Origin of the sequence: Micromonospora sp. DT178, assembly GCF_049841695.1 — a bacterium.
Lineage (GTDB): Bacteria > Actinomycetota > Actinomycetes > Mycobacteriales > Micromonosporaceae > Micromonospora.
Map to the genome: position 1 here is coordinate 91,992 of NZ_JBNCKV010000015.1, position 15,354 is coordinate 107,345.

Genomic DNA, 15,354 nt, shown 5'->3' on the forward strand with positions numbered 1-15,354 from the left:
CCGGCGCCGGGGTGGGAGAGAGCGCTCTCGTCCGAGTGTTGCGGCGTCGTTGCGCAGCCGTCAAGGCATCGATAAATAACGCTGTTATTTATCCGTGAAGTTCGATTTGTTCGGTAACCCGCCGGTTCGCCGACCGCACCCCGCCCGCCGTGAGCAGCCGGGCGATCGGGAGCGTCGCCGCGCCGAGCGCCACCGCGTCGACGCCCAGCAGGCCCAGCTCGATCGAGGCCTGCTCGTACGGCTGCCGCAGCGCCTGGCGGCCGGCGGCCTCCCGGACGGCCGGCAGCAGGCCGCCCAGCGCCATGCCGGCCCACCCCCCGAGCACGACCCGCTCCGGGTTGAACAGGTTGATCAGGTTGGCCACCCCGGCACCGAGGTACTCGGCCGTCTCGTCCAGCACCCGCCGGGCGGCGGCCGAGGTGTCGGCCGCGTCGATCAGGGCCGCCAGCTGCGACTCCTCGTCCCCGCCCGGGACCGCGTGGCCGCCCCGGGCCTCCCGGTAGCGGTCGATGACGGCCTCCGCGCCGACGTACGCCTCCAGGCAGCCGCGGGCTCCGCAGCGGCAGGGCCGCCCGCCGTAGACCAGGGTGGTGTGCCCCCACTCCCCCGCGCTGCTGGAGGCGCCCCGGTAGGTCACCCCGTTGGTCACCACGGCGGTGCCGATCCCCGAACCGACCAGCGCGAAGACGGCGTGCCGGGCCCCCCGGCCCGCGCCGAACCACATCTCCGCCTGGCCGAGCGTCTTCGCCCCGTTGTCGATGTGCAGCGGCAGGTCGGTGCCCGCCGCGATCAGCCGCTCCAACGGCACCCGGTCCCAGCCGAGCGACTGGGCGTGCACCACGGCCTCCCGGCCCTGCTCGACCACCCCGGAGACGCCGATGCCCGCGCCGAGCACCTCGTCGACGGCCACCCCGGCCCGGGCGGTGACCGCGTCGATGCCGGCCAGCACGTGCCCGGCCACCTCCGCCGGCTCCGTCCGCCGCGGATCGAGCGGGTACGCGACGCTGGCCAGCTGGGTCATCGCAAAGTCGAACAGCTCCACCCGGACCCGGGTCTCCCCCACGTCCACCCCGATGACGAACGCGAACCGCGGCGCGACCCGCAGCATCATGCTGGGCCGTCCACCGTCGGACTCGGCGGCGCCCGCCTCGGCGATCAGCCCCTCGTCGATCAGGTCGGCGACCACGTTGCTGACCGCCGGCTGGCTCAGCCCCGTGCTGCGCACCAGGTCCTGCCGGGTGAGCGGGCCGTCCAGGAAGACCTTCGACAGCAGGGCGGACCGGTTTCGCAGCCGGACGCCCCGGTTGGTCGCGCGCGCCAGCTCCACCTGCCACCTCGATCCCCTCGGCCGTCCGGAGCGACTGTACGACCCCGTGCTTGACGGCCCCTCGGCCAACTACTTTAATGACCACATTCATTAAGTCGTGATGGAACTTCTGGAGCGCCGGCCCCCGCCGGCGTGCCCCGCCCACCGTCCGCCGCCGCCCGTCACCCCCGTTCCCCGACGCGACGCCGGCGACCCCCACCACGTGCAACGGAAGGGCCCGAACGTGTCGAGACGACACCTCGCGATACTCACGGCGGCCGTGCTGGCCGCCACCACACTGACCGCCTGCGGTGACTCCGGCGACTCCTCCGGCGCGGCCGGGAAGACCCTCACCTACTGGGCCAGCAACCAGGGCGCCAGCCTGGAGGCCGACAAGCAGACCCTCCAGCCGGAACTGGACAAGTTCGAGCAGCAGACCGGCATCAAGGTCAACGTCGAGGTGGTGCCCTGGTCGGACCTGCTCAACCGGCTGCTCACCGCCGCCACCTCCGGCCAGGGCCCGGACGTGGTCAACATCGGCAACACCTGGTCGGCGTCGTTGCAGGCCACCGGCGCGCTGGTCGAGTTCGACGACGCCACCCTCGCCAAGGTCGGCGGGAAGGACCGGTTCGTGCCCGCGGCGCTGGCCGCCGCCGGCGCGCCCGGCAAGCCGCCGGCCGCGGTGCCGCTCTACAGCCTCGCCTACGCCCTCTACTACAACAAGAAGGCGTTCGCCGACGCCGGCGTCACCAGCCCGCCCACCACCTGGGAGCAGGTGGCCGAGGTCGGGCGCAAGCTGACCGGCGGCGGCCGGTGGGGCCTCGCCGTCGAGGGGGCCAACCCGTCGGAGAACGCCCACCACGCCTTCACCTTCAGCCAGCAGTACGGCGGCGAGTGGTTCGACTCCGCCGGCAAGCCGACCTTCGACACCCCGCAGAACGTCGCCGCCGTCAAGCGGTACGTCGACCTGATGGCCGTCGACAAGATCGTCAACCCGAGCAACGCCGAGTACGCGCAGAACCAGTCGGTCGCCGACTTCGCCAACGGCAAGGCCGCCATGCTGCTCTGGCAGGCCGCCGGGTCCAACCTGAAGTCGCAGAACATGGCCCCCGACGCGTACGGGATCGCCCCCGTGCCGTTCCCGGCCACCCCGCCGGCGGGCGGCAGGAAGGTCAACAGCATGGTCGCGGGGATCAACCTCGCGGTGTTCAAGCACACGAAGAACACCGACGCCGCGCTGGAGTTCGTCAAGTTCATGACCAGCGACGCCGAGCAGGTGGCGCTGAACAGGACGTACGGCTCGCTGCCCGCCGTCTCCACCGTGGCGAACGACCCGGCGTTCGCCGCCCCCGAGCAGAAGGTGCTCCAGCAGACCCTCGCCACCACGGCGGCGCCGCTGCCGCAGGTGCCCGACGAGAGCACCTTCGAGACCCTCGTCGGCACCGCCATCAAGGAACTCTTCGCCGACGCCGCCGGCGGCAAGGCGATCACCGAGGAAAGCGTCCGGCAGAAGCTGACCCGGGCCCAGCAGCAGATGCGCTGACCCGCCGGACCGGTGGCCGTGGGAGGGACGCCGACCCTCCCACGGCCACCCAGCGAGAGGACCACGATGTCCACCACCACGCCCTCCCGGGACGTCGCCGCACCGGAGCGGCCCGCCCGCCGCGCGGCGACCCCGACGGACCGGCGGCCGCCCGGCCGCCGCCGGTCGCTGCTGCCGTACCTGCTGCTCGCCCCGGCCGTCGTGCTGGAGCTGGCGATCCACGTGGTCCCGATGCTCGTCGGGGCGTGGATGAGCCTGCGCGAGCTGACCCAGTTCCACATCCGCGACTGGTCCACCGCGCCCTTCGTGGGCTGGGAGAACTACCGCGTGGTGCTCGACGTCGACTCGGCGGTCGGGGCCGAGCTGCTGCACTCGTTCGGGGTGACCGTCGGCTACACGGTGGCCTCGGTCGGGCTCTCCTGGGTGCTCGGCGCCACCGCCGCCGTGCTGCTGCAACGCCCCTTCCGCGGCCGTGGCGTGCTGCGCGCGCTCTTCCTCACCCCGTACGCGCTGCCCGTCTACACCGCCGTGATCACCTGGAGCTTCCTCTTCCAGCGGGACACCGGCCTGGTCAACCACGTGCTGGTCGACCAGCTCCACCTCCTCGACGAGCGGCCGTTCTGGCTGATCGGGGAGAACAGCTTCGTCGCGCTGCTGACCGTCTCGGTCTGGCGATCCTGGCCGTTCGCCTTCCTCTGCCTGATGGCCGGCCTGCAGAACATCCCCGGCGAGCTGTACGAGGCCGCCGCCATGGACGGGGCCGGATTCTGGCGACGGCTGCGCTCGGTGACGCTGCCCATGCTGCGCCCGGTCAACCTGGTGCTGGTGCTGGTGCTGTTCCTCTGGACCTTCAACGACTTCAACACCCCGTACGTGCTCTTCGGCGGCTCGGCGCCGGAGCAGGCGAACCTCATCTCCCTGCACATCTACCGCAGCTCCTTCAAGACCTGGGACTTCGGCGCGGGCTCGGCGATGTCCGTGGCGCTGCTGCTGTTCCTGCTTCTGGTCACCGCCGGCTACCTGCTGGTCACCAACCGCCGGAGGAACGATGCGTGAGACCGCCGCCGAGCGCTGGGCCCGCCGGATCGTGCTGACCCTGCTCGCGCTCTTCGTGCTCGTCCCGCTCTACGTCATGCTCAGCTCGGCGCTCAAGCCGTTGCAGGACGTGCAGGGCAGCTTCACCTGGTGGCCCCGGCGTCCGACCGCGCAGGCCTTCGTCGACATGTGGTCGACCGTCCCGCTGGGCCGCTACCTGGTCAACAGCCTGGTCGTCTCGACCGTGGCGGCGGTCTTCTCCGTCACCGTGGCGATCTTCGCGGCGTACGCCGTCAGCCGGTACCGCTTCCGGGGCAGGGGGCTGTTCTCGGTGACCGTGCTCTCCACCCAGATGTTCCCCGGGATCCTCTTCCTGCTGCCGCTGTTCCTGATCTACGTCAACCTCGGCACCGCCACCGGCATCCAGCTGTACGCCAGCCGCACCGGGCTGATCATCACCTACCTGACGTTCTCCCTGCCGTTCTCGATCTGGATGCTGGTCGGCTACTTCGACTCGATCCCCCGCGGCCTCGACGAGGCGGCGCAGGTCGACGGCGCCGGCCCGCTCCGGACGCTGTTCCGGGTCATCCTGCCGACGGCGGTGCCCGGCGTCGTCGCGGTCGCCGTCTACGCCTTCATGACCGCCTGGGGCGAGGTGCTCTTCGCCTCGGTGATGACCGACGAGGGCAGCCGCACCCTCGCCGTCGGCCTCCAGGGCTACTCCACCCAGTTCAACGTCTACTGGAACCAGGTGATGGCCGCGTCGCTGGTGGTCAGCGTCCCGGTGGTGGCCGGCTTCCTGGCGTTGCAGCGCTACTTCGTCGCCGGCCTCACCGCCGGCGCGGTCAGGTGAGGCCATGACGGCCGCACACGAGGCCATGTCGGCCGCACATCCGAAGGAGAGCCCACCCGTGCCGGACCTGTCCACGCTGCCGCCCGACTTCCTCTGGGGGGTCGCCACCGCCGCGTACCAGATCGAGGGGGCCGTCCGCGCCGACGGCCGCGCGCCGTCCATCTGGGACACCTTCTGCGACGTGCCGGGCGCCGTCGACAACGGCGACACCGGCGCGGTGGCCTGCGACCACTACCACCGGTGGCCGCAGGACGTGGCGCTCATGCGGCAGCTCGGGGTGGATGCGTACCGGTTCTCGGTGGCCTGGCCCCGGGTGCGGCCCGACGGCGTCGGCCGGGTCAACGCCAAGGGCCTGGACTTCTACGACCAGCTGGTCGACGCCCTGCTGGCGGCGGGGATCCGGCCGTTCGTGACGCTCTACCACTGGGACCTGCCGCAGGCGTTGCAGGACCGGGGCGGCTGGCCGGAGCGCGGCACCGCCGAGGCGTTCGCCGACTACGCCGCCGTCGTGGCCGCCCGCCTCGGCGACCGGGTCGCCGACTGGACCACCGTCAACGAGCCGCTCTGCGTGTGCTGGATCGGGCACCTGGAGGGCCGGATGGCGCCCGGCGAGCGGGACCTGGCCCGCGCGGTGCACGCCTCGCACCACGTCCTGCTCGGGCACGGGCTGGCCACCCGGGCGATCCGGGCCGCCGCCGCCCGGCCCGCCTCGGTCGGGATCGTGCTCAACCCCAGCCCCTGCGAGCCGGCGAGCGACCGGCCCGAGGACGTGGCCGCCGCCCGGCGGATGGACGGCCACGTCAACCGGTGGTGGCTCGACCCGCTGCACGGTCGCGGCTACCCGACCGACATGGTCGCCACGTACGGCGTCGAGCCGCCGGTCCGCAGCGACGATCTGGCCGTCATCGCCACGCCCACCGACTACCTCGGCCTGAACTACTACTTCCGTCAGGTGGTGGCCGACGACCCGGCGGGGCCGCCGCCGTACGCCCGGCAGCTGCCGGTGCCGGGCGCGGTCTGCACGGCGATGGGCTGGGAGGCGTACCCGGCCGGGCTGGAACAGCTGCTGGTCTCGGTGACCGAGGAGTACGCCCCGGCCCGGGTGATCGTCACCGAGAGCGGGTCGGCGTGGCGGGACGAGGTCGGCGCCGACGGCACCGTCGAGGACCGGGAGCGGACCGACCACCTGGAGCGGCACCTCGCGGCGTGCGCGGCGGCGGTCGACCGGGGGGTGCCGCTGGCCGGCTACTTCGTCTGGTCGCTGCTCGACAACTTCGAGTGGTCGTACGGGTACGACAAGCGCTTCGGGCTGGTGCACGTCGACTACCCCACCCAGCGCCGGACGGTCAAGGCGAGCGGCCTGCGCTACGCCGACCTGATCCGCGCCCACCGGCGGCGTACCGGGCGGCTGACGCCGTCCCGGTGAGCCGGGGACGATCCGCCGGGCCCCACGGAGCCCCGGGCGTCACCCGGGGCTCCGCGCGTCACGCGCCGGGCGGGGTCAGCAGAACCAGCCGTCCTGCACCCACCCGCGCCGGTTGACGTGCCCGTAGGCGAAGCCGTAGACGTAGCCGCCGCTGCGCGGCCCCTCGACGAGGAACGTCTGGCCGCGGTAGAGGGTGCCCATCCACGCGCCGACCGGGGCGGTGCGGACGAAGAGGTCCTGGGAGCACACCTCCTCGCGCTGCCCGATCGTTCCGTTCGCGGCGTGCCCGGGCGTCGCCGTGAGCGCCAGCACGGCACAGACGGTCGCCAGCAACGCGCCGAGCCGGCGCGGCAGTCCCCCGCTCACCATGAGTCGTACCCCCCGATGCACTCGCTGCGCACGTAGCCCCAGTCGTTGGGCCCGAAGTCGAAGGTGGCGGCCCAGCCGTTGTAGACGGGATGCGCGCCGGGCGTGTGGCCGATCTTGTTGCCGTACTCCAGCGTGCGCTTGAACCCGTGCGGGCCGCTCGCCGAGTCGTAGTTGGCGTAGAAGCTGGCGCTCTGGCAGACGACCACGGCGTGCCGCGGCACGACCGGGCCGGCCTGCGCGCCGGTGGCGCCGAGCGCCACCAGGGCCCCTCCCGCCGTCAGGACGCCGACCGCGCGGATCACCTGTGTTCGCATCAACACCTCCGGGGTGGGAACCTTCCTTCCCGACACCCTAACCATTACGTCGAAAACCTTCTATGTCTGCGATCCCTGTCGTCCTCGTGCCGGCGTCCCGGATGCCGATAGGGTCGGGGCCCATGCGGACGAAGCAGGAACTGGGCGCGGCCATCCGGCGGGACCGGCGGGCCGTCCTCGTCGTCAACGCCCACTCCCGCCGGGGCCGCCAACTGCACGAACAGGCCCGGGCCCGGCTGACGGCGGCCGGCTTCCACCTGCTGGGCGACCACCCCGTCGAGCAGCCCGGCCAGCTCGAACGCGCCCTCGCCGCGGCCGTCGACCTCGGGCCGGACCTGCTGGTGGCCGGCGGCGGGGACGGCACCCTCAGCGCCGCCGCGCGGGCGCTCGCCCACCGCGACATGGCGCTCGGCCTGCTGCCGCTGGGCACCACCAACAACTTCGCCCGCACCGTCGGCGTGCCGCTGGAGCTCGACCGGGCCGTCGACGTGCTGGCCGGCGGCACGGTGATCGACGTCGACCTGGGCCTCGCCGGCGACATGCGGTTCACCAACCACGTCGGCGTCGGCCTCTCCGCCGACATCATGCTGCGCACGCCACCGCGCCTGAAGCGGGTCACCGGCCGGCTGGCGTACCCGCTCACCGCCCTGGCCCTGCTGGCCCGGCACCGCCCGCTGCGGGTCACCGTCCGCGCCGGGGACGCCCGGCACGAGTTCCTCACCCATCAGGTGTACGTGGCCAACGGCGGCTTCCACGCCGGGCGCCCGATCGCCGCCGACGCCGACGCCGACGACCGGCTGCTGGTCGCGTACCCGGTCGGCGGGGCGAACCGGTGGGGGCTGGTGCGCGACACCGCCCGCAACGCGGCGACCGGGCACCGGCGCTCCGTCGGCGACGAGCCGTTCCTCGCCGTCGGGGAGCTGTGGCTGGAGACCGACCGGCCGGCGCGCGTCGAGGTCGACGGCGAGCTGTGCGGCCGTACGCCGATCCGGATCGGCCTGGACGCCAACGCGCTGCGGGTGATGGCGCCGGCCGGGAGCCCGGACCGCTGACCCGCGCGGCCGGTCGGGCGCTACTTTGCCCGGTCCGCCGCGTCGAGGGCCGCCAGGAAGTCCGCGACGAGGTCCTCGGTGTCCTCGATGCCGGTGGAGACCCGGACGAGCCCCTCGCCGATGCCGGTGGCGGCCAACTGCTCGGCGTCGACGATCCCGGCCCACATCGAGCGCGGGTGCACCACGAGGGTGCTGACGCTGCCCAGGCTGGCCGCCCGCTTGGCCAGCCGGAGGCCGTCGAGCAGCCCGGCCGCCGCCCGCCCGTCGCGCAGCTCGACGCCGAGCACCCCGCCGAAGCCGGTCATCTGCCGGCCGGCCAGCTCGTGCTGGGGATGCGTCGGCAGCCCCGGGTAGCGGACCCGCCGCACGGCGGGGTGGCCCTCGACCGCCCGGGCCAGGGCCAGCGCGTTGGCGTTGTGCCGGTCCACCCGGAGCGACAGGGTGCGGATACCCCGCAGCAGCAGCCAGGCGTCGATGGGGCCGAGGGTGCTGCCGGTGACGACGGCGGTCTGCCAGACCCGGTCGACCAGGTCGGCGGAGCCGACGATCACCCCGGCCGAGACGTCGGAGTGCCCGCCGAGGTACTTCGTCCCGCTGTGCCACACCAGGTCGGCGCCGAACTCCGCCGGCCGCTGGTTGACCGGGGTGGCGAAGGTGTTGTCGACCGCGACCAGCGCGTCGTTGGCGTGCGCCAGCTCGACGACGGCGGCCAGGTCGGTGAGTTCGAGCAGGGGGTTGCTCGGGGTCTCCACCAGGACCAGCCGGGTCTGCGGGCGCAGCGCCCGGACGAAGGCGTCGGTGTCGGTCTGGTCCACCTGGGTGAAGGCCACCCCGAAGCGGGCCAGCAGGCCGGTGACCAGGGACGTCGTGCCGCCGTACGTGCTGCGCTGCACGATGACGTGGTCCCCGGCGGAGAGCAGGGCCAGGGCGATCGTGCTGATCGCGCCCATCCCGGAGGCGGTGACCATGCCCGCCTCGACGCCCTCCAGCTGGGCGACCACGGCGGCGACCTGCGCGTGGTTCGGGTTGCCGTAGCGCGTGTAGAAGGCGTGGCCCCGGGTCTCGGTGGCGACGGCGGCGAACTGCTCGTCGGACTCGGCGCTGAAGGTGGCGCTCTGCACGATCGGCGGCGACACCGCCCCGCCCGGGCTCAACCCGTCGTCGCCGTGGACAGCGATCGTGCCGGTGCCGGTCACAGGTTCTCCTCACGTCGTGGGCTGCCCGCCGTGACGGCGGCCCGGTCGGTGCGCATCCGCGGCGCGTCGCGGCGCCGGCGCAGGACCGCGTCGTCCAGGTCGGCGACGGCGGGCCCGTGCCGGCGTCGGCGAGGACCCGACCGTCGGGAGGGTACACGGCGCCGCGACCGGCGCCGAGGTGGAACCCGCTCCTGCGCCGGGCAGGGCTCATCGCCCTCGATCCGGCCGGGGGCCACGAGGAACATCGCGCCGGCGACCTTCGCGCTGGCGATGGAAAGCGCTTACCATTCCCTTGACATCGATGGGACTGGATTGCTGGCGGCCTCGACGGGGCGGTCGCGCGCCCCTCCCGCCACCCCCGCCAGCCGAAGGAGCCGCATGACGTCCCCCGACCCGAACAGGAAGCCCACCCGTCGACGCCTCGGCCTGCTGGCCACGGCCGTGCTGACGCTCGTCGGCGCCGCCGCGGCCGTCGGTCCGCGGCCCGCCGCGGCGGCCACGGTCGACCCCGGCGCCAACTACGTCCTCGTCAACCGGCACAGCGGCAAGGCCATGGACCTGTGGGGCTGGTCCACCGCCGACGGCGCGCCGGTCAACCAGTTCACCCGCAACGACCTGGCCGTGCAGCAGTGGCGGTTCGTCGACGTGGGCGGCGGCTACCGCCAGATCCGTTCGGCGCACAGCGGCAAGGTGCTGGAGCTGCCGAGCGCCGAGGACGGGGTGCCGCTCGTCCAGAACACCGCCGCCAGCGGCAACACCCGGCAGCACTTCCGGCTCGCCGACAGCGCCGGTGGACACGTCCGCCTCGTCAACCGGCACTCGAACAAGGCGCTCGACGTGTGGCAGTGGTCCACTGCGGACGGTGGGATGATCTCGCAGTACCAGGATCTCGACGGCGCCAACCAGCAGTGGCAACTGATCAGCCTCGGCTCCGGCGGTGCCGGCTGCGGCAGCGGCGCGTTCCAGGCCGAGGCGGTGCTCAGCGGCGGCACCTGGACCGCCCGCAACGGCGGCACCACGGTCTACACCGGCAGCGACATGCGGGCCGCCGTCCAGGCCGCGGTGAACAGCCTCAGCGCCGGGCGGACCAGCAAGCAGCGCGTCGTCGTCCGTGGCTCCGGCTCGATGAGCGCCGGCTCGCGGATCTCCCTGCCCAGCTACACCGCGATCGATGTGTGCGGCACCATCAACGTCACCGGCTCGGGCAGCGGTGACCAGGCGCCCATCTACTCCCGCGGCGCCAGCCACGTCGAGGTCGGGCACCTCACCGTCACCGGCACCCCGCTCTACGGGATCTTCCTGCGCAACGTCACGGACGTCGTCCTCGGCCGGATCGACATGCGGCTCGGCAGCGGGCTCGGGATCCGGATCGACAACCGCGGGGACACCAGCCAGTGGAGCCGCAACGTCCGCATCGACAGCGCGTACGTCTCCGGCGCCAGTTCCCACGCGGTCGAGACGTACGGCGTGGACGGGCTGACCATCGGCACCGTCACGGCGCGCGACGTGGGCGAGTCGGGCCTGCTGCTCAACCAGACGATCAACGCCACGGTCACCACCGTCGACGCCGAGAACGCCGGCGCCGGCACCGGGTACGCCGCCTTCCGGATGGCCAACCGCAACGGGCGCGTGGGCTCCGGCTACCCGACCAACGTCCGGGTGGGCACCGTCCGGGCGCGCGGCGGCGGCCGAGGGATCTTCTGCGTCTCCGAATCCGGCGGAGCGGCCATCGACCGGGTGGACATCGCCAACACCGGAAACAACGCGATCCTGATCGAGAACTGCCAGGGGGTGGACATCGCGGCCGGGGGCGGCACGATCAGCGGCGGCGGCGAGGTGCGGCTGGCCGAGCGCACCGAGTTCCCCGGCAACCGGGGCATCACGCTGCGCAACTTCACCCTGGTGAACAGCCGGATCGTGGAGAACCCCTGCGCGGACGGCCTGACCATCAGCAACGTCGGGTTGAGCAACTCCACGATCGTCCGGTGCTGACCGGGGCGGCCCCGGCGCCCTCGCCCGGGGTCGCTCCGGCCGTCCGGCGTCCCGTCGACCGGGACGCCGGATGGTCGGACGGGGCACGGACGCCGCGCGGGCGACCGTGCCCCGTCCTCCCGCCCTGGACGCTCCCGGCCCCGAGGGGGGCGGGACCGGGACCGCCCGGACGCCGGAGCGCGCCGGTCAGCCCGCGACGGAGCGGAAGACCGGGTAGTAACCGCCGGACTGGCCGGCCGCGGTCGGGTGGTAGGACACGCCGAGGTTGGTGTAGTTGAGGGCGTGCAGCCACTTCTCGCCGTAGCTGCACAGCTGGTGCCCGACGAACTGCGCCCGCACGTCGGCGAACTTGAAGCCGGCGGCGACGGCGGCGCTGCGGGTGATGTCGTCCACCAGGTTGATGCCCTCGTTGATCTTCGCCCGCGAGGTGGCGCTCAGGCCGACGCAGACGGTGCCGAGCTGGTAGAAGACCGGGTACCCGACGACCACCACCCGGGCCGAGGGCGCCCGGGTCTTGATGCCGTTGTAGACGTTGCGCAGCAGGCCGGGCAGCTGGGCGCGGGCCTTGTCCTCGGCGGCCTGCACGGCGGCCACGCACTGCGTGGTGCCCTGGAGCACGCAGGTGGACATGATGTTGGCGAAGCCGACGTCGTTGCCGCCGACCGTGACGCTGACCAGGGTGGTGGTGGAGCTGAGCGCCGACAGCTGCGTGTTGATCAGGCTGGTGGTGGTGGCGCCGGAGCAGGCGACCGAGCGGTACGACGCGGGCTTGATGTTGGCGGCGTACAGGGCCGGGTAGGCGTTGGTGCTGCGCTGGCAGGAACCGCTCTCGCTGGTGTAGCTGCCGGCGCCCACGCCCGAGGCGTACGAGTCGCCGAGCGCCACGTAGCGGTCGGCGGGCGCGGCCTGGGCGGGCGCGGCCAGGGTGAGGCTGACGCCGAGAGCCGTGGCCAGGCTCAGGGCGAGGGAAACGAGACGGGTTCTCCGCACGTCGCACTCCGGGGGTAGAGGAATCGAGTGCGAGATTGATATCACCGAATATTCGCAAACGAAAGATCTTGCCGGAACTTTTAGGGGTGCCGGCAAGGACCTACCGGGTCCCCGTACCGGTTCGTGCGCCGGCAGGGGTCGCGCGCGCCCGGACCGGGGTCCCGACCGCACGGCGACCCCGAGGCGCGGCCCGGCGGACGCGAACCCGGTCGGGGGCGTACGCGGATGGGGCGGAACGTCAGCGGGACGACCCGGACGCCCCCGTGGCCGTCGCCACGAACATCGTCTGCACCTGCTCGGCGGCGTCGAGCCCGGGCACGGCGTGCGCCTGCACGTCGACGAAGCCGGCCCGGCCCAGCGCCGCCCGCCAGCCCGCCACGTCCAGCAGCGGGGACGCCGGCACCCGCGGCTCGTCCTCCGCGTGCCGCCACCATCCCTCGGCCAGGCCGAAGGTCAGCGTGTTGTAGTCGAGGCGGCTGGTCATCTCGTTGATCACCAGGATGCCGCCCGGCTTGAGCAGCGCGTGGCAGTGCCGCAGCGCGGTGGAGATCCGCAGGGTGGCGTGCAGGACGTTGCTGGCCAGGACGACCTCCATCGAACCGGGCTCGAAGCCCTGGTCCTCGGGTGCGCCCTCCACGTTGTAGCGGGCGAAGTCGACGTGGGGTCGGCCGACGCCGAAGCGCTGCCGCCCCAGCCGCAGGAACGCGGGACCCACGTCGGTGTAGAAGTACCGCAGTCGCTCCGCCCGCTCCGCCAGGGCGTCCAGCACCGGCCCGGTGGTGCCGCCGGTGCCGGCCCCCACCTCCATGACCTGGGCGAAGGACCGGGGATAGCGCCTGAGGAACTGCCGGACGTGCTCCCGCACCCGCGCCGCGCAGAGCCGGTTGTAGAAGTCCAGCTGGACGTTGTCCCGGTAGATCGCGGAGACCAGGTCGGCCGAGCCGCCCGGGAGGAGCACCTCGTTCGCCGGCCGGTCGCCCCGTACCACCTCGACCAGCTGCGTCTGGCAGGCGACCAGCAGCGGCACGTATCCGGCGGCCTCCGGGTGCTCCCGGCGCAGCGCCGCCGCAGACGCGTCGACCGCGTCGTCCTCGGCGAACCCGGCCGCCTCCGCGACCCGTGCGGTGACGGCGAGCCCGTCGCCGTGCCGACGCAGCAGGTCGGCGCGTTCCAGCAGGTCGAGCAGGGCGTCGCCGAGCCGCTGGTAGCCGGGTGCCACCGCGAGCCGGGCCAGGATCTCCTCCCGGCCGGCGGTGGTCCCGGGGGCGGGCAGGACGCCGGCGGCGGCCAACCGGGCCGCAAGCACCCGTCGCCCGAAGTCCGTCACCGCCTCGAAGGAGGTACGGAAGCGCGCGTGGCGCTCCTGGTCCACGTCCACGAGCGGCTGCGGCGTCGCCTCGACGTCCGGTGCGGTCACGATGTGCCCTCCACGGTGCGGTTCCGGCGGTGCCGGTCAGGTCAGGTGCGCGGCCACGGATGCCGCGGCACGGGGTGCGCCCGGCCGGCCGTCGAGCTGCGCGGTCAGGTCCGCGAGCAGCTCCGCCCGTGCCGGTACGAGATAGAAGTGGTCGCCGGGGAACGCCCGCAGCCGGAAGCCACCGGTGGTCAGCTCCGCCCAGGCGGAGACCGACTCCCGGTCGCAGGCCGGATCCCCCGTGCCGAGGTACGCCGTGACCGGCGCGGACACCGTCCGCGGCGGGCGCGGCAGGTAGCCGTGGATCAGCCGCAGGTCGGCCCGGAGCGCCGGCACGACCAGCTCCCGCAGCTTCGGCGAGCGGAAGACCACCGGATCCACCTCGCCGAGCGCGGCGATCCGGGCGAGGAACTCCTCGTCGTCGAGGTGGTCGGGGTGCTGGTCGATCCGGGTGACGTGCGGTGCGCCGTGCCCCGAGACGAACAGGTTGGTCGGCACGACGCCGAGCCGCTCCTCCAGCCGGACGGCCACCTCGTAGGCGACCGAGGCGCCCATGCTGTGGCCGAACAGGGCGAGGGGGCGGTCCAGGTACGGGGCGAGCGATTCGGTGACCCGGTCGGCGAGCAGGTCCATCCGGTCGACGCACGGCTCGGCGAGCCGGTCCTGCCGACCCGGGTAGCGCACGGCGAGCAGGTCGACGGAGTCCGGCAGCGAAGCCGCCCAGGTCTGGAAGAAACCGGCCGAGCCGCCGGCGTGCGGCAAGCACACCAACCGCAGCCCCGCGTGCGCGCCGCCCCGGAACACCCGCAGCCAGGGATCACCGCCGGCCGGACGGAGCAGGGACATCTGGGGCATCTCCTCGGTCGCGCCGGTCAGTCCGACATCGCCACCAGCACCCGGCGGTCGCCCGTGTACGGACGCCGGCCGTGCGCGGTCAGCACGTTGTCGATCAGCAGCAGGTCGCCGACCCGCCAGTCGACGTCGACCGCGGCCTCCAGGCCCCGGTCGCGGATCTGGGTGACGTACTCGTCGGGGATCGGGGAGCCGTCGGCGAAGGTCACCGACTGGGGCAGCTCGTCCGGGCCCATCACCTGGGTCATCACCCTGGCGATGTCGTCGTCCAGGCCGGCCGGGTGCCACTGGTCCGCCTGGTTGAACCACACCTCGGCCCCGGTGACGGGGTGCCGCAGCGTGGCCGGCCGGAGCTGGATCACCCGCAGCCCGTCGGCGGTCCACTCCCAGGTGGCGCCGGCGCCGGCGAGGAACTCCTCGACCTCGTCGCGGCTGTCGGTCTCGAACGTCTCCCGCCAGCTCTTGCCCAGCCCCATCCCGTCGTGCAGGTTCTGCTGGTAGCGCAGGCCGCCGGCGAAGTCCGCGCGCAGCTGCGGGTCCAGCGAGTCGAGCCACAGCGCGGCGTCGACGACCGGGGTGGCGCCGCCGGTCTCGGCCGCGATCTGGCAGAAGAAGAGCAGCCGGGCCGGCCACCGGGCGGCGTACGACAGCTCGTTGTGCATCGAGATCGTGTAGCGGGCCGGGTACTCGGTGGACGTGTAGACGTTGCGGCCCACCTTCGTGCGCGGCGAGTTGCCGTGCACGTAGGCCAGTCGCCTCGGCAGCAGCAGGTCCATCACCGGGTCCAGGGTCTCCGGTCGGACGTTGAAGCCACGGAAGACGAGCGCCTTCTCGGCGGTGAGGACCGCCGCCAGGTCCAGCTCGCGGAGGTGGCCGACCAGGCCCTCGGCGTTCGGCGCGCAGCCGGCGCTCTCCGGGGTGATCTCCAACGGTTTCCAGCTCGCGTGCTCGTTCATTCCGGGGCTCCTCACCGTCCCAAGCCGTGCGATCCCTCCCAGGCTCTGCCGCTCCG

At 73.2% G+C, this 15,354-nt stretch carries 14 protein-coding genes; 6 read left to right on the forward strand and 8 right to left on the reverse strand.

Annotated elements, in window-relative coordinates:
• Positions 1-88: 88 nt before the first annotated feature.
• Positions 89-1,327 (reverse strand): ROK family transcriptional regulator, encoded by a 1,239-nt coding sequence (locus ACLQ22_RS24265; protein WP_425694342.1) that lies wholly within the window; start codon positions 1,325-1,327, stop codon positions 89-91.
• A 223-nt stretch (positions 1,328-1,550) separates the two neighbouring features.
• Here ACLQ22_RS24265 and ACLQ22_RS24270 point away from each other — a divergent pair, with 223 nt between their 5' ends.
• The 4 genes from ACLQ22_RS24270 to ACLQ22_RS24285 all read left to right on the forward strand — a co-directional run bounded on the left by ACLQ22_RS24270 (position 1,551) and on the right by ACLQ22_RS24285 (position 6,163).
• A complete protein-coding gene (locus tag ACLQ22_RS24270; protein WP_425694343.1) occupies positions 1,551-2,849 on the forward strand; it encodes an ABC transporter substrate-binding protein in 1,299 nt (432 codons plus the stop codon).
• A gap of 66 nt (positions 2,850-2,915) precedes the next feature.
• Positions 2,916-3,905, forward strand: a complete 990-nt coding sequence (locus ACLQ22_RS24275) for a carbohydrate ABC transporter permease (protein ID WP_425694344.1) — start codon at positions 2,916-2,918, stop codon at positions 3,903-3,905.
• Complete coding sequence (locus ACLQ22_RS24280) at positions 3,898-4,737, forward strand: carbohydrate ABC transporter permease (protein ID WP_425694345.1); 840 nt, start codon at positions 3,898-3,900, stop codon at positions 4,735-4,737. The genes ACLQ22_RS24275 and ACLQ22_RS24280 overlap by 8 nt, the downstream gene beginning before the upstream one ends.
• 4 nt (positions 4,738-4,741) lie before the next feature.
• The gene (locus tag ACLQ22_RS24285) at positions 4,742-6,163 is read left to right on the forward strand and encodes a GH1 family beta-glucosidase (RefSeq protein WP_425694346.1); all 1,422 of its coding nucleotides are present in this window, start codon (positions 4,742-4,744) and stop codon (positions 6,161-6,163) included.
• Between the two features lie 75 nt (positions 6,164-6,238).
• On the opposite strand, the gene ACLQ22_RS24290 is transcribed toward ACLQ22_RS24285, so the two are convergent.
• Both ACLQ22_RS24290 and ACLQ22_RS24295 read right to left on the reverse strand, forming a co-directional pair.
• Positions 6,239-6,532, reverse strand: coding sequence for a hypothetical protein (locus ACLQ22_RS24290; RefSeq protein WP_425694347.1), 294 nt, complete (start codon positions 6,530-6,532; stop codon positions 6,239-6,241).
• Positions 6,526-6,846 carry a hypothetical protein gene (locus ACLQ22_RS24295; RefSeq protein WP_121401486.1) on the reverse strand — a complete coding sequence of 107 codons (321 nt, stop codon included), beginning with the start codon at positions 6,844-6,846 and terminating at the stop codon, positions 6,526-6,528. Before ACLQ22_RS24295 ends, ACLQ22_RS24290 begins: the two co-directional genes overlap by 7 nt.
• A 122-nt stretch (positions 6,847-6,968) precedes the next feature.
• Between ACLQ22_RS24295 and ACLQ22_RS24300 the strand changes: the two genes are divergently transcribed.
• Complete coding sequence (locus ACLQ22_RS24300; protein WP_425694348.1) at positions 6,969-7,898, forward strand: diacylglycerol/lipid kinase family protein; 930 nt, start codon at positions 6,969-6,971, stop codon at positions 7,896-7,898.
• 20 nt (positions 7,899-7,918) lie between these two features.
• Here the strand turns inward: ACLQ22_RS24300 and ACLQ22_RS24305 are convergent, their stop codons facing one another.
• Complete coding sequence (locus ACLQ22_RS24305; RefSeq protein WP_425694349.1) at positions 7,919-9,094, reverse strand: trans-sulfuration enzyme family protein; 1,176 nt, start codon at positions 9,092-9,094, stop codon at positions 7,919-7,921.
• A 378-nt stretch (positions 9,095-9,472) separates the two neighbouring features.
• Here ACLQ22_RS24305 and ACLQ22_RS24310 point away from each other — a divergent pair, with 378 nt between their 5' ends.
• Complete coding sequence (locus ACLQ22_RS24310; RefSeq protein WP_425694350.1) at positions 9,473-11,086, forward strand: RICIN domain-containing protein; 1,614 nt, start codon at positions 9,473-9,475, stop codon at positions 11,084-11,086.
• Positions 11,087-11,272: 186 nt separating this feature from the next.
• Here the strand turns inward: ACLQ22_RS24310 and ACLQ22_RS24315 are convergent, their stop codons facing one another.
• The 4 genes from ACLQ22_RS24315 to ACLQ22_RS24330 all read right to left on the reverse strand — a co-directional run bounded on the left by ACLQ22_RS24315 (position 11,273) and on the right by ACLQ22_RS24330 (position 15,298).
• Positions 11,273-12,076, reverse strand: a complete 804-nt coding sequence (locus ACLQ22_RS24315) for an SGNH/GDSL hydrolase family protein (protein WP_425694351.1) — start codon at positions 12,074-12,076, stop codon at positions 11,273-11,275.
• A 238-nt stretch (positions 12,077-12,314) separates the two neighbouring features.
• On the reverse strand, positions 12,315-13,493 hold the full coding sequence (locus tag ACLQ22_RS24320) for a class I SAM-dependent methyltransferase (RefSeq protein ID WP_425694352.1): 1,179 nt from the start codon (positions 13,491-13,493) through the stop codon (positions 12,315-12,317).
• A gap of 36 nt (positions 13,494-13,529) precedes the next feature.
• Positions 13,530-14,336, reverse strand: coding sequence for a thioesterase II family protein (locus tag ACLQ22_RS24325; protein WP_425694353.1), 807 nt, complete (start codon positions 14,334-14,336; stop codon positions 13,530-13,532).
• Positions 14,337-14,362: 26 nt separating this feature from the next.
• Positions 14,363-15,298 (reverse strand): TauD/TfdA family dioxygenase, encoded by a 936-nt coding sequence (locus ACLQ22_RS24330; protein ID WP_425694354.1) that lies wholly within the window; start codon positions 15,296-15,298, stop codon positions 14,363-14,365.
• Positions 15,299-15,354 lie beyond the last annotated feature (56 nt).

Excerpts from the sequence above, each read along its gene's own strand:
- ACLQ22_RS24295 (WP_121401486.1), bottom strand. The coding sequence starts at position 6,846 with ATGCGAACACAGGTGATCCGCGCGGTCGGCGTCCTGACGGCGGGAGGG.
- ACLQ22_RS24300 (WP_425694348.1), top strand. The coding sequence starts at position 6,969 with ATGCGGACGAAGCAGGAACTGGGCGCGGCCATCCGGCGGGACCGGCGG.
- ACLQ22_RS24285 (WP_425694346.1), top strand. The coding sequence starts at position 4,742 with ATGACGGCCGCACACGAGGCCATGTCGGCCGCACATCCGAAGGAGAGC.
- ACLQ22_RS24330 (WP_425694354.1), bottom strand. The coding sequence starts at position 15,298 with ATGAACGAGCACGCGAGCTGGAAACCGTTGGAGATCACCCCGGAGAGC.
- ACLQ22_RS24275 (WP_425694344.1), top strand. The coding sequence starts at position 2,916 with ATGTCCACCACCACGCCCTCCCGGGACGTCGCCGCACCGGAGCGGCCC.
- ACLQ22_RS24325 (WP_425694353.1), bottom strand. The coding sequence starts at position 14,336 with ATGTCCCTGCTCCGTCCGGCCGGCGGTGATCCCTGGCTGCGGGTGTTC.
- ACLQ22_RS24310 (WP_425694350.1), top strand. The coding sequence starts at position 9,473 with ATGACGTCCCCCGACCCGAACAGGAAGCCCACCCGTCGACGCCTCGGC.
- ACLQ22_RS24290 (WP_425694347.1), bottom strand. The coding sequence starts at position 6,532 with ATGGTGAGCGGGGGACTGCCGCGCCGGCTCGGCGCGTTGCTGGCGACC.
- ACLQ22_RS24280 (WP_425694345.1), top strand. The coding sequence starts at position 3,898 with ATGCGTGAGACCGCCGCCGAGCGCTGGGCCCGCCGGATCGTGCTGACC.